This window comes from Leptospira sp. B5-022, assembly GCF_000347035.1.
GTDB classification, from domain to species: Bacteria; Spirochaetota; Leptospiria; order Leptospirales; family Leptospiraceae; genus Leptospira_B; species Leptospira_B cinconiae.
In genome coordinates this window covers 36,818-50,067 of sequence record NZ_ANIJ01000022.1, presented here as the reverse complement: position 1 = coordinate 50,067, position 13,250 = coordinate 36,818, and the positions used below count along the sequence as shown (strand labels likewise).

Annotated in this window: 11 protein-coding genes; 7 read left to right on the top strand and 4 right to left on the bottom strand. The window is 41.9% G+C overall.

The features are described from left to right. The first annotated feature begins 307 nt into the window (after positions 1-307). The 3 genes from epmA to LEP1GSC192_RS10520 all read left to right on the top strand — a co-directional run bounded on the left by epmA (position 308) and on the right by LEP1GSC192_RS10520 (position 4,888). Complete coding sequence (epmA, locus tag LEP1GSC192_RS10530) at positions 308-1,252, top strand: EF-P lysine aminoacylase EpmA (protein WP_020770151.1); 945 nt, start codon at positions 308-310, stop codon at positions 1,250-1,252. A 193-nt stretch (positions 1,253-1,445) separates the two neighbouring features. After that, positions 1,446-2,438 (top strand): OmpA family protein, encoded by a 993-nt coding sequence (locus tag LEP1GSC192_RS10525; protein ID WP_020770088.1) that lies wholly within the window; start codon positions 1,446-1,448, stop codon positions 2,436-2,438. A gap of 188 nt (positions 2,439-2,626) precedes the next feature. Further along, positions 2,627-4,888, top strand: a complete 2,262-nt coding sequence (locus LEP1GSC192_RS10520) for an aconitate hydratase (protein WP_020770014.1) — start codon at positions 2,627-2,629, stop codon at positions 4,886-4,888. Positions 4,889-4,935: 47 nt separating this feature from the next. Here LEP1GSC192_RS10520 and LEP1GSC192_RS10515 read toward each other — a convergent pair whose 3' ends face one another. Next, a complete protein-coding gene (locus LEP1GSC192_RS10515; protein WP_020770030.1) occupies positions 4,936-5,622 on the bottom strand; it encodes a TetR/AcrR family transcriptional regulator in 687 nt (228 codons plus the stop codon). A gap of 250 nt (positions 5,623-5,872) precedes the next feature. Here LEP1GSC192_RS10515 and LEP1GSC192_RS10510 point away from each other — a divergent pair, with 250 nt between their 5' ends. Beyond that, positions 5,873-7,513 (top strand): glycosyltransferase family 39 protein, encoded by a 1,641-nt coding sequence (locus LEP1GSC192_RS10510; protein ID WP_232421005.1) that lies wholly within the window; start codon positions 5,873-5,875, stop codon positions 7,511-7,513. Continuing rightward, positions 7,510-7,860, top strand: a complete 351-nt coding sequence (locus tag LEP1GSC192_RS10505; protein ID WP_020770147.1) for a Cys-rich protein — start codon at positions 7,510-7,512, stop codon at positions 7,858-7,860. The genes LEP1GSC192_RS10510 and LEP1GSC192_RS10505 overlap by 4 nt, the downstream gene beginning before the upstream one ends. 7 nt (positions 7,861-7,867) lie before the next feature. Here the strand turns inward: LEP1GSC192_RS10505 and LEP1GSC192_RS10500 are convergent, their stop codons facing one another. Further along, a complete protein-coding gene (locus tag LEP1GSC192_RS10500; protein ID WP_020769931.1) occupies positions 7,868-8,443 on the bottom strand; it encodes a lytic transglycosylase domain-containing protein in 576 nt (191 codons plus the stop codon). Positions 8,444-8,606: 163 nt separating this feature from the next. Between LEP1GSC192_RS10500 and LEP1GSC192_RS10495 the strand changes: the two genes are divergently transcribed. After that, a complete protein-coding gene (locus tag LEP1GSC192_RS10495; RefSeq protein ID WP_020769963.1) occupies positions 8,607-10,907 on the top strand; it encodes a cell wall metabolism sensor histidine kinase WalK in 2,301 nt (766 codons plus the stop codon). Further along, positions 10,904-11,578, top strand: coding sequence for a hypothetical protein (locus LEP1GSC192_RS10490; protein WP_020769932.1), 675 nt, complete (start codon positions 10,904-10,906; stop codon positions 11,576-11,578). The genes LEP1GSC192_RS10495 and LEP1GSC192_RS10490 overlap by 4 nt, the downstream gene beginning before the upstream one ends. A 5-nt stretch (positions 11,579-11,583) precedes the next feature. Here LEP1GSC192_RS10490 and LEP1GSC192_RS10485 read toward each other — a convergent pair whose 3' ends face one another. Then, positions 11,584-12,348, bottom strand: a complete 765-nt coding sequence (locus LEP1GSC192_RS10485) for a hypothetical protein (RefSeq protein WP_020769955.1) — start codon at positions 12,346-12,348, stop codon at positions 11,584-11,586. Continuing rightward, positions 12,345-13,244, bottom strand: coding sequence for a hypothetical protein (locus tag LEP1GSC192_RS10480; RefSeq protein WP_020770172.1), 900 nt, complete (start codon positions 13,242-13,244; stop codon positions 12,345-12,347). The genes LEP1GSC192_RS10485 and LEP1GSC192_RS10480 overlap by 4 nt, the downstream gene beginning before the upstream one ends. Positions 13,245-13,250: the final 6 nt, after the last annotated feature.

The window sequence follows — 13,250 nt, the reverse complement described above, 5'->3', positions numbered from 1 at the left end:
AATTAATACTCGGTTTTTTTCTCTCAGATCTAGAGCATATTTAATCAATTTTTCTATTACTGTAAATGGCAAGGTGTCGAATTTTGAAATTTCCAATTTTACATGTCGATTTGTTTCATAAAAAGCCATGGCTAAGACAGAATTCAACTCGTTCAATACTTGGTCGTTAACTTCAGCAACGAGTGGCTCAATCTCCACGGCTTTGGTCTTTTTCCTTATTTCAAAGTAGCTGTATTTTCGGATATACTCCACAATCGGTTCCCTTTCTAAAGGATTAGTTTACTATTTTGAACAATCGTATTCAAAGATGAATCTGAACAGTTTAGAAATATTGTCATTTCGATCCAAATTTTTACATGCTACGAGAACTTTTTTTCATGAAAAAGGATTCCTTGAGATTGATACACCATCTTTAAAAAAAATCCCTGGAATGGAGCCTTATTTGGATCCATTTATGGTAGGATCTCCTTCTGGAGAGGAGAAAGGGTACTTAATTACCTCCCCGGAATATTCGCTCAAACAAGCTTTATCTTTAGGCGCGGAAAAGGTTTACGAAATCGCACATACGTTTCGGTCAGGGGAGAAGGGGAGTTCCTTCCATACCGCGGAGTTCCTGATGCTGGAATTCTACCAGACAAATATAGATTTACACCAAGCAATGGACCTTTTGGAAGAATTGATTCGGTGGGTAGCTTGCAAGTTGACCCTTCCCCTTCCGGAAAAACAATTCCAAAGAGAATCAGTGAAGGAACTCCTCTCCCAGAGGGCAGGAATACCTTGGGATAGAAACTCATTGGAGCGAAAAATAACCGAATTATCCCTTACGAATCTTTCTTTCGACGCCATGGAATATGAAGACTGTTTTTTTCTAATATTCTTAAACTTATTAGAGCCGAACTTCACTTCGGAATTTCAATTCATTTATGACTATCCTCCTGAAATGGCCGCTCTTTCCAGAATTGAAGATGGAGTAGCAAAAAGATTTGAATTGTATTTCGGAAAAATAGAATTAGCTAACGCGTTTTACGAACTTTTAGACCCGGTGGAACAGAGAACGCGTTTTGAAAAAGAGCAAGAACTGAGAAGAAAGTTGGGTAAGGAAGTTTTTCCTGTTCATGAGGGGTTCCTTCATGCATTGGAAAGAGGTATTCCGGAATGTTCCGGAATTTCGATCGGATTGGATCGTCTTTTAATGGTACTTTTGGGAAGGAACTCCCTCTCGGAAGTTAGCCCATATTGGCGAGAAATTTAAAAACACAGGATTTTATTCTTCTCCGACTTCATTTCGAATCAAGAAAGAGTCATAGACGGTTCGATAATGAATATAGGCCTCGCAAAACTTTTGTTGCACGGATTGTCTATCAAATTAACTTAAGATTCGATTTACCCGAAAAAGGGTTCGTCGACTGAAAAGATCCCAGGCCTATATAGTGTGGACGGAGAATATGACTAAGAAGCAGAATTATTACGTCACTATAAAAGGCAAAAAATATGATCGAGGCCTCATCGAATTAGCCGAGAAGGCTACCTCAGGTAAAAAAGACGGCCGGATCTCAATCGCGGATGCAAAGAAACTGCTTAATGCTGTAAAGGATAATAATACCTACACGGATATCGAAAAGAAAACGATGGAATATGTCCGTGAGAATTTTCAATTTACTACAAAAGCGGATGAATGGTTTCGCACAGAGATCCGCAAGTGGGCCGCAGAAAAATCTTCTCATACTAAATCCTCCCCTCAAGAAGAAGAATACACTTCTCATGATGAAGCGATTAGTCTCATGAGTTCTCAGCACACAGAAGCATCATACAGAGGATATATTCCGACTCCTTCGGCAGGCCAGGCAAAAAAGCAGAATCAAATTCCTGTTCTCGTCCTCTCTCTTCTTATTCTAGCAGGGTTTGGAATAGGAATCTATTTTGCATTCCGAAACAATGGAAAGAGATCTATTAGTCATACCGAAGAAATTAAAGAAAGTAAATCTAAGCAACCGGCTGAGAAGAAAGAGAGTCCTTCTTCGGAAAAGGGAAATATTTTTGGCTTCTTCTCTCAGAAACATGAACCTGCGGATCTTCCTGGGAAGGACGGGGAGCTTGTTTCTAAAATCCAATCTTCCCCGATCCTTTTCGATAAAAATGATATAAAGGTGCCTCAGTCACAGAGAAGGATCCTGGATTCCCTTACTCTTCTTCTTAAAAGAAATTCGGGAGTGAAGGTCGTGTTGATTGGACACGCTTCTTCCGAAGGAACCGAAGAGGTGAATTTGAAAGTTTCCCAGCTCAGAGCGGAAATGGTTAGGGATTATTTATTGGGCAATGGTTTGGAAACTTCTCGTTTCATTTTGGAAGCAAAAGGTTCTCAGATAGTTTCTTCTTCCGAAAGGAAGGGGCAGAGTCCGGAAAAAAATAGACGAGTGGATATCCAAATCGTCAAGTGAAAGGGGAGTGATCTCCCTTTTCTGCTTTCTCCCAATCTCTGGTAGGAACTCCAGACACTTCTCCACATTCTCCGTCTAATTAAATAGTAAACGGATATTCCGTATTTTTAAAATTGTCCTTTTGGCGGAAAAATCCTATACAAGCACCCCGACCCTAAGAGACGATGAAACCATCATCGGAGATGACAATGGCATTTGATATAGATATGATTCGTGCCCGGTATGAAAAACTCGGGACCCTGGTTAAAAAAGCCAGAGAAGTGGTCGGCAGACCTCTCACTCTGACCGAAAAAATTCTTTACTCCCACCTCTGGGAAGGAACTCCCTCCTCCAATTTCGAGAGAGGAAAGTCTTACGTTGATTTTGCCCCGGACCGAGTCGCAATGCAGGACGCAACTGCGCAGATGGCCTTATTACAATTTATGTCAGCAGGTAGAAGTAAGGTAGCAGTTCCTTCCACTGTGCACTGTGACCACTTGATCACTGCGAAAATCGGTTCCTCCGAGGACTTAGCGACTGCCTCCACCGAAAACAAGGAAGTTTACGACTTTCTTTCTTCCGTTTCCAACAAGTATGGGATCGGATTCTGGAAACCGGGAGCTGGTATTATCCACCAAGTAGTATTAGAAAATTATGCATTCCCTGGGGGAATGATGATCGGCACCGACTCACATACGGTGAATGCCGGTGGATTGGGAATGGTTGCGATTGGGGTCGGGGGAGCGGACGCTTGTGACGTGATGGCTGGTCTTCCTTGGGAGCTCAAATGGCCTAAATTGATCGGAGTGAAACTGACCGGAAAACTCAACGGCTGGACTTCTGCAAAAGACGTTATCTTAAAGGTAGCGGGGATTCTCACCGTAAAAGGTGGAACAGGGGCAATTGTAGAATATTTCGGTGAAGGAGCTTCATCTCTTTCCTGTACCGGAAAAGGTACTATCTGTAATATGGGGGCGGAAATCGGAGCAACTACCTCCACTTTCGCTTATGACGAGTCCATGGAAAGATACCTTCGCTCTACCGCAAGAGCGGATATCGCGGATCTGGCGAACGGGGTGAAGGAACACCTCACCGCAGACCCGGAAGTATACACTAACCCTGACAAATTCTTCGACCAAGTGATCGAGATCAACCTTTCCGAGTTGGAGCCTCACTTGAACGGACCTTTCACTCCCGACTTGGCGACTCCTATTTCTAAAATGAAAGAAGAAGCTAAGAAAAACGGATGGCCTACTAAAGTAGAAGTTGGTCTGATCGGTTCCTGCACTAACTCTTCATACGAGGACATCGCTCGCGCTGCTTCTCTTGCGAACCAGGCTGCGGAAAAATCCTTAAAGCCAAAGGCTGAGTTTACGATCACTCCCGGTTCCGAGCTCGTTCGTTTTACGATAGAAAGAGACGGGTATATTAAAATTTTCGAAAAGATCGGGGCAAAAGTTTTTGCAAACGCTTGTGGTCCTTGTATCGGAATGTGGTCCAGGGTAGGAGCGGAGAAGAAGGAGAAAAACACAATTGTTCACTCTTTTAACCGCAACTTCCAATCTAGGAACGATGGGAACCCGAACACTTTTGCATTCGTAGCTTCTCCAGAGCTTGTGACTGCACTTGCGATTGCTGGAGATCTTACTTTCGATCCGAACAACGACACTCTTACCAATGAAAAAGGGGAGAAGGTTAAATTAGATCCTCCGAATGGAGACGAACTTCCTAAAAAAGGATTCGATGTGAAAGATCCCGGTTACCAAGCACCTGCGGCCGACGGTTCTAACGTACAAGTGGTTGTGGATCCGAAATCAAATCGTCTACAATTACTTGCTCCTTTCATTAAATGGGAAGGTACGGATCTAAAAGGTTTGAACCTTCTCATCAAAGTAAAAGGAAAATGTACGACCGATCATATCTCTATGGCAGGTCCTTGGTTGAAATTCAGAGGACATTTGGATAATATTTCCAATAACCTTTTGATAGGAGCTACGAACATCTTCAACGAGAAGATCAATAGCGTGAAAAATCAGCTGGATGGATCTTACGATGAGGTCCCAAAAGTACAACGCCAGTACAAAGCGAAAGGGATCGGCTCCATAGTGGTTGGAGACGAGAATTATGGAGAAGGTTCTTCCAGAGAACACGCTGCTATGGAGCCAAGATTCTTGGGAGTAAGAGCAGTGCTTGTAAAATCATTCGCTCGTATTCATGAGACAAACTTGAAAAAACAAGGAATGCTTGCTCTGACTTTTGCGGATAAAGCGGATTACGATAAGATCCAGGAAGACGATAAGATCGACATTATCGGACTTACCGATTTTAAAGAAGGAACTCCTCTGACTTTAGTTTTACATCATAAAGACGGAAGTAAGGATGAATTTAAAGTGAACCACACTTATAATGCACAGCAGATTGAATGGTTTAAGGCGGGAAGTGCTTTGAATCTGATCGGCGGCAAAAAGTAAAACTTTTCCGAAGAAAGCCGAGGCCTTTAATATTGGTCTCGGCTTTTTTATTTGGAGTCCGGTTTTAGGCCTTTCTGTAGGATCCTCACCATCTCTTTAATAGTGGCCTTGATTTCCGATTCCGGAATTTTATAAACTACCTGGGCCATAAATCCTAACGCAAAGGTCAAAGAAGAAATCCCGAATGCAACCGATTTCAGGTCCGCTTTAGGGTCGATCTCTCCTCCCTTCTTAAATTTTTCCAGCTCATGGATCATTTCAGGGAGAGCCTTGGTATAAATTTTAGTCTGGATAATCCTACTAACGTCCGGATCTAGGATGATCCTACTGACTGCAACTTTCATGAAGTCGGAATAATGTTTGAAATCGGAACATCTTTCCATGATGGACTCGACCAAGGCCTCATCCAAATGAAGTTCCGGCTTGGTTTCTACTTCTTTCTTTCCTACGGTAGAATCGCCCAGGTCATCGGTTCGCGTTAGGATAGCTTCTAAAAGTCCTTTTTTTCCGCCGAAGTAACGCATGATAAGCGCCTCGTTTGCTCCCGCTGTCTTGGCGATATCCTTAGTGGTAGCTGCATCATAACCTTTTTTGGCAAAAACTTGTATCCCAGCTCTCATCAAAGCAGTCTCGGTTGCTTTTCGGTCCCTTTTTTTAGGGCCCTTATGAGAACCGTGTGCACCTGCCTTGGATGCTTTCGTTTTTTTGACCTTCTTTTTAGGGGTTCGAACCATCTAACTGCCTATATAGGATGTATCCCGACCTTTGACTAATCAGCCAAGCGCATTTTTACTTTTTAGATCAACTTTACTCTTGCTTGTTCCGTTTATTTTCGCAGTATGGCGATAAGTAAGTAAACGATTACATGTGGACTTATCGATCTGTTTCGATCTGAAACTTCGAAAAAAGGGAACTTTCTTCAAATTTATGGTTTGGAATTCGTTTTTTAAAAAAAGCTTAAATGAGGATAAATTATTTATTTTTTTGCTCATTTTGTTAAACGTATTCCTCCTCCTTCCCGGATCCGGTGGAAATACGATCTTGACCCAAGGTGACGAAGCGATGCATATCGCCACAATCCGAGAAAGTTTAACTTCTTCTTCCTATCTTTTCCCTAAATTTGAAGGTGTTTTAAATCTCTACAAACCGCCCGCGTTATTTTGGCTCGGAATTTTTTCGGACAGACTTTTGGGTGTCAGTTTTTTTGCGGAAAGATTTCCTTCTTTTCTACTTTTTTTCGGATCTTCCGTCCTAATTTACTTAGGAATTAGAAGGGCAGGTGGGCGTTCTAAACAAGCGTTCACAATTTCTGCAGCTTACACTCTAACCTTGGGAGTGTTCAAATTTTCCAGATTGGTGATGATGGAGTCCTTATTGACATTTTTCATCATTTTGGTCTCGATCACGATCTTAGAATTCAGACTTACTAAGAAACGAATCTGGTTATTTATGGGAGGCCTCTTCTCCGGAATTGCAATTTTGGTCAAAGGTCCCGTGTTCCAAGTTTATTCCGGAATTATTTTAGGTTCCTATTCCGTAATCGGAATTTTTCTGCTTCACCCAAATGGGGAATGGGCAGGTAAGAAAAGAATAGGAAAGGAACTCCTTTCTCATCTCATCTTCCATTTTTCTTCCTTGATCATTCCTGCAATTTGGATACTTGTCCTTCTTTCCTATTCGGAATTGGGGAAAGAATTCCTAACGATCTTCTTCTTCACGGAGAATCTCGGAAAATTTTCAGCTTCCACAGCTAACCAATCTGAGTGGATTATCCCGCTCGGATTCTTACTTTATAGTTTTCCTTTTAGTTTGGCCGTTTTTTCCGGATTCTCTTCTAAATTATTCCAAAAGCCGAAATCTGTAAGAGAAACGATCGGGAGTTCCTACCTCTGGGCAATTCTTACCGTCTGCTTGGTTCACCTGGCACCAAACCGTAAGGATTTTTATTACCTTCTTCCTTTGATCCCTTTGGCTTTTTTGGGAATCGGATTATTCTTCATTAGAAAAAAGGAATATCAATTCTCGAAAATATTGTTTCTGAATTTCTTTTTCTCGTTCGGGATCGGGGTTTTGATCCTGGTTGGCATGTGGGGTTTCGGGGTTCTATTGGGCCAAAGTATCTTGGCGGAATTTGTATTCACTGCATTTTTACTTTTGATTTTTGTATGGGGAAGAAGGGTTCGATCGCAAAGATTAGGAGTTCCTTCCATTGTTGTCCTGAATCTGGTGCTCGCAGCGGGCTTACTCTCTTATATCCAATTTTCTATTCTTCCCAGAGTGAACCTAAGCGAGGTGCCGGAAAAGGGACCTTTCACAAGCGCAAAACAGATCTGCATCGTTTCGGAAAATCCTTGGACAGCGCTTACTTTTAGGAACGCACTTCCAGGAGCCGATATCATCCATTCCGTTCCAGGTGCGGATCGAAATTGTGTGGATGGGAAGAGATACCTAGTCTTTTTCCAGGAGCCGATCCGGATCCCTTCCGGATACCGACTTATTCAGACCCAAACTGTTTGGAAAAGAGATGTCACCCTGCAGGAACTCCTGGGCCCAAACCAAGGAAAAGAATTGATCTATTTTTATGAGCCTTCTTGGAATAAGAATTCCGAATCGGAGAGTCGATGAGCCCAATCTCTTTCAGAAAAATTTTCCCCTATCTTCCCATTTTTGTTTTGGGTCTGGCCGTGGGCACGTTTATCGCTTTTAAATATTCCAGAGGAACTGTGGTCCAGTCGGGAATGGAATGGGAAGGAAAAGAGATCTGCCTGGATTATTGCGATAATCTTGCGAAATGTACGAAAAAGGAATATCCCCAAACTTCGGAAGACCAATTGTATAAGGTGGAAAACTCCTGTTTAAGAGGTTGCAGAAAACATTTCGATAAAATGCAGGTATGTCTCCAGCCGGACAAAATGGTAAGTTGTTCCGAATTAACCTCCTGTCTGTTCGGAGAATTAAAAAAGTATTATTAAACCTTTTTTAATATTTCCCTTTCCAGAAACGATTCACTTTTTTTACGTAATCTTTCGTTTCCTTGTATGGAGGGATCCCTTCGTATTTTTGGACGGCACCTGGTCCGGCGTTATAAGCCGCAAGCGCCATATCCGTATTTCCGAACTTCTTCATCATATCCGCGAGAAACTTGGTCCCACCGGCAATATTTTCTTCCGGATCAAAAGGATTCTCCACTCCTAAAATGTCCGCCGTGCCAGGCATAAGTTGCATAAGACCGATCGCGCCTTTCGAAGAAACGGCATTCGGTCTAAAATTGGACTCCGCCTTGATCACAGACTTGACGAGATTCGGGTCCAGATGATTTTTATAGGATTCCCTTTCTATAATACTAGTTAGGTCCCTAGGAATTGGATCGTTCTCTTGGGAGAAAATTCCCTTCATTTTGGCGTCCAGTTCTTGGGAGAATTCTGACTCGATCTTCTTAGGTGTAGGATCTCCTTCCTGAGCAGGAGATCTTGGCTGAAATCTCTCGGTAATTCCCTGGATTTCTTCCATTCTGGAGACAATTCTACGATAAGATTCTAAATCATCTAACTTCATACAATCCTCAGGAGTTCCTACCTATGCCGAAATGGCTAATCTTCACGTCCTTATTATGTCTCTCGGAAGAAAACCAGGATCCGTTTAGTCTTTTTTGCAGGTTTTAGAAAGGAAATCCAAGGGTTTCTTGAAAAAACCCGCGGCCTAAGAACGATAGACGGGCGTGATAGAAATAGAGATAGTCACAACACCAAGACTCACAGCATTTCCGGTATTTCTAGCTTTTAGTCGGGGATACTTTGAGGAAGAAGACGTACTCGTCAGAGTCCGTGCACTCAAAAGTTACGAAGCAGTTCTTGCTCACTTGAGAGAAGGCCGGGCAGAAGCCGGAGAAATTCCTTTCACGGCATGGATGGACCAACAACTACGAAAAACCTCTCCTCATTGGACTTTTTATCGAGGAGTCATTCTGTCTTGTTTGGTGCATGGATTTTATTCGGCATCTTACATGGAAGCGGAGTCCATCCGGGATTCCTATCATAGTTTTTTACCCATCTTACACCCTTATTCCTTGGATAGATTCGTAGCGGAGGAATTTTTTCGCTCCGAAAATTATCATCGCAGAAAACCGGTGCCTTATCTTACTACAAGGCCTACGTTACTCGCTCATGAGTTCATCCGTGCAGAGTGTTTGGGAGCTGCCGCTTCTCTCCAGGAGTATCCATTTTTTGGGGAGAAGGGTTACTGCCTCACAGTGGAGAACGAGATCCCTCCATATTATCTTCCTACGAATATGCTCGTATTTACCGGAAGATTTGCTTCTAAGTTTCCGGAGGAAGCAAATAGGGTTTCCAGGGCGATCAAAAAGGCAATGGAGGATCTTGCCAATCACGTAGCATACGAAGGGGATTCGTTTGTAGCGGATTGGGTAGGCCCTTGTCCTTGGAGACCGGGAGAGCTGGACGGGTTTTATAGAAGGCCCGTTCCGGAGCTTGGAAAAATTTTATCGGGAATGCCTTCCTTCGAAGATGTCCGGTTCGTGACGGAAATGTACGGAAAAACGTTTCCGGGTTTGGATGGAGGAAAGAAGGTCTTGGAAAATCTGGCCCATTCGGTTGCCGACAATCCTTTCCCTAAATTTCCATCTTCGATTACACAAACAAATTCGAAACTCTATCATAGTTATTATTCCAACGGGAAAACCAAATTAGGGAATTTTGTAAAAGATATTTCTCCTCTCAGAAGTCTGGTCTCCGAAATGAAAGAATTGGCTCTTTCTCTTTTTTTAGGAAGAAGAGAAGTTTCTTTGGACACACAACTGCCCAAAAGCCCGTACCTTTTTATACGTTCCACGGTGAACGCAATATTAGATTATTTGAATCAAGAGATCCGCGACATAGAGGAAAAGAACAAAAGGCTTTCCGAAGACAATTATCTTTTGGAAACTAGGTTGGATATAAGCGATCTAAAACGCCAAACCACCGAAGAAAGATACCGTTATATGTTCGAGTTTGCAACCGACGCGATGATCATCGTGAACGCGGACACTAGAATGATCGTGGATGCCAACAGAAGGTTCAGGGAAGTTTCCGGGTACCAAACCTCCGAGATTAAAAATATAAGGTTAGCAAGGGTCCTCCCGGATATTTTAGAACAAACGGAACTGAAATCTCCGGGAGGAAAGGACCAAAACATGACTTTCATTCCGGAAGCGGGTTTGATCCTAAAAGACGGGACAAAATTTTCGGTGGGACTTAGTGTGACCGGCTTCAGTGCGGAGACAAAAAGATTCTATCAGATCCAAGTAAACGATAACGCGTTAATTTTGGAATCCGAGAAGATCAAACACGAGTTCATATCCAATATATCTCATGAACTTAGATCTCCAATGACGAATATCCAAGGATATTTTGACCTTCTGTTCGCTGATGAACAACTTTCCTTGAACAAGGATCAGAAGGAAATGACGGATGTAATCCGTAAGAACGTAAGAAGGTTGAATTTCCTGATAGATAACCTTCTACAATTGGAAAAGAAGGACTCTCAAACTTCGGAAGAGATGTATGAGATATTTGATCCGTTGACTGTGATCGAAGAAGTATTATATATCAATTCTCCTTCCGCGTCCGAAAGCGGACTAACGGTTACTACTAATCTTTCGGAAGGTCTAAAACTAAAAGGAGTAAGATTCGAGTTTTCACAGATCATAACGAATTTTTTCGTGAATGCCATAAAATATACGGAAAAAGGCGGAATCGACGTCTCACTTAGAAAAATTTCGGATAAAAAAGTAGAGGTCCGATTTACTGACACCGGGATCGGTATAGATCCTAAATACAAGGAACTGATCTTTGAAAGATTTTTTCGAGTCCCGGACCAAAGAAACAGAACAGTGGGGGGCACCGGACTCGGGCTTTCCATCAGTCGTACCTTGATCAATAAAATGGGAGGAGAAGTCATCTTAGAGCCGAACCAAAAAGGTGGCAGTATTTTTAAGGTGATTTTACCTTTGTATTCTGAATGAACCAAAAAAGAACGTATTTAATCCTATTTTTACTTACTGTTTCCTTGATCGGAATTTTTTATCTTCTATTTCCGGGAACTTCCACAAACGAAAATACAAATTACCAAGGTGGTCTCTCGGAGGAGACCTTGACTCAAAAAGAAAACTCCTTATTCGAAGGAGGGTCTTTCTTGGATTTTTCGGGACATGTAGAAGAGACTGTATCTGGACCTGTTGCGATCGTCGGGGAATCGGGCTCTAAACCTAGTAAAACAAAATCTTATCTGGAAAGTTTAAGTCCGGAAGAAAAGGCCAAATTATACGATCAACTTTACGAGAAATTCAAACCTCTTACCGAAAAATTTCCGAACAATTCTCTCATTCCTAAAAAACTATCGGAAGAAGAATCCGCTAAAAAGAAAGAGAATGAAGACCGTTATTACAGGATCCAAAGGGAAATTTTAGAAAGAAAGGATGTCTCCAAGGAAGAAATGTCCTTCTACCTGAATACAAAACTAAAAAGATCCGACGATATGTTGGAGATCCTAAAATATGGAATGGAAAATTATCAAAAGTTAGTCGGCGAAAACCCTAAAAATGCCAATCTAGAATATGAGAAACTGCTAAAGGAAAGATTGGATGGACTTTCTAAAAGTAGGGAAGAAGTAATTTCCGCTCAAAAAGCGAACTAGAAGTCCTAAAGACCTTTACGTTTTCTTTTTGAAATTCTTTTCGTTTGAACGATTTTTGATTTTTTAGCGGCAGGTTTTTTGACCGAAGGTAGTTTCATTTTGTTCAAAGTATGGATTAAATGAACGAGTTCTTCCTGGTTCAAAACGGAAAGGATGGAAATTACCTTTTGAAAGCCCACCTGTTGTAAAAGACCGACTGCATTTTTAGTTCCTAATGCTTTCAACAAAGCGGGGATCTCCGAAATGGATCTTTTTCGGATCCACTCGGCACATTCTTCCGGAGTTAAAGCCTTGGTTAAAGGAACAAAATCTTTTACCGGCAGAGCCTTGGTCAGTTCCAGGAAAGAATCTATACCGATAGAATTCAAATAATCGATCGCAGAATCCGGACCTATATGAGTTAAGATCTCTACGATCGTTTTAGAGCCTATCGTGTTATTGATCTTAGAAACATCTAAAGGAGAAATGGATTCCGCTAAAAATTGCAGGTCTTTCAAGCCGAGGTGTTTTACATAGTATACCAGATCGGAAGGTACTGTGTTTTGGATCAAATCCACTAAGATGGATTCCTGAATAGACTGTAAAAGGGTTACGATCTCTTTTTCACTCAGATGTTGGCTTAGGTATAAAAGCCTCTTATGATCCACCTTTTCCGAAATGGAAAATAACGCCTCATAACCTAGATTACGGAATAACTGAAAGGATTTCTGAGGTCCCAGTTTATCCAGGTATTCTAATGCGTTTTGGATGGTGGATATTACCTTCTTCATCCCAAAATATCCGAGAGCAGATCTAGAACTAAAGGAGAGAGTGATCTTTTAGTGTGGACCTTTCTGATATTAGATGCCGTATCTTCCGCGATCTTACTGATCCATAGATCCAATTCAGGTTCGGAAAGTCCTATAAACTCTTTCAAAGTTTCTTTTCTATAATGATTCAGTAATGTATCTCTACTTACCGAGTATAAATTTTCCAAGGCTCCGCGGACTTTTTCATCGCTTGCGATCGCTCGTCGGATCCGATCCGTTCCTGCACCGAATCTGGAAGTTTCCAATCGTCCTAGATCGTTAAAGCCCGTTTGGAAAAGGATTTTCAATGTGTTTCGGATCACTGCTTGGATCTCTTGGGTTCCGGAACCGATGGAAACAAAGTCCGCAATTCTTTCCGTAAACGTAGGTAATAGCGAAGATAAAAATTGAGAGATCTGTTTTTCCAGACCGGCGGCTTGGAATACACCATGTAAAGGATTTATCTTTTTATGAAATTCATTCAGGACTTTCTCCAATCCTTGGGAGAAGATCGCTTGGACTTCCGGCTGATTTAAGATTCCTAGGATCAGATTTTTAGAAGGCGCCGCTTGAGTTCCCGCGATAAATTCCACGATAGAATCCATGGATTCTTCCGATAGGAACTCATCCGCAGAAGTGTAGGGGAACGCTTTTTCTATTGGAAATTCTTCGGCTAAAACTTTTAACTTTTCTTCCGGCAGACGGACTAGCCCCAAAACGGAAGGAGAGATGGCAAGATCTTCCGGGAAAATTTCCTCTAAGCTGGATCTAAATAAAAAATGTAAACTTTTACGTATGCTAGTTTCCAAGGCTCCGGGTTTAGTGATCCAGTTCTCTACCCTAGTTTTACGGGAAACGAATATTTTCCAAAATGCCAAAAGTAT

Bases quoted from the DNA above. Each gene is read 5' to 3' on its own strand.
- LEP1GSC192_RS10525 (WP_020770088.1), top strand. From the start codon at position 1,446: ATGACTAAGAAGCAGAATTATTACGTCACTATAAAAGGCAAAAAATAT.
- LEP1GSC192_RS10505 (WP_020770147.1), top strand. From the start codon at position 7,510: ATGAGCCCAATCTCTTTCAGAAAAATTTTCCCCTATCTTCCCATTTTT.
- epmA (WP_020770151.1), top strand. From the start codon at position 308: ATGAATCTGAACAGTTTAGAAATATTGTCATTTCGATCCAAATTTTTA.
- LEP1GSC192_RS10485 (WP_020769955.1), bottom strand. From the start codon at position 12,348: ATGAAGAAGGTAATATCCACCATCCAAAACGCATTAGAATACCTGGAT.
- LEP1GSC192_RS10500 (WP_020769931.1), bottom strand. From the start codon at position 8,443: ATGAAGTTAGATGATTTAGAATCTTATCGTAGAATTGTCTCCAGAATG.
- LEP1GSC192_RS10515 (WP_020770030.1), bottom strand. From the start codon at position 5,622: ATGGTTCGAACCCCTAAAAAGAAGGTCAAAAAAACGAAAGCATCCAAG.
- LEP1GSC192_RS10490 (WP_020769932.1), top strand. From the start codon at position 10,904: ATGAACCAAAAAAGAACGTATTTAATCCTATTTTTACTTACTGTTTCC.
- LEP1GSC192_RS10520 (WP_020770014.1), top strand. From the start codon at position 2,627: ATGGCATTTGATATAGATATGATTCGTGCCCGGTATGAAAAACTCGGG.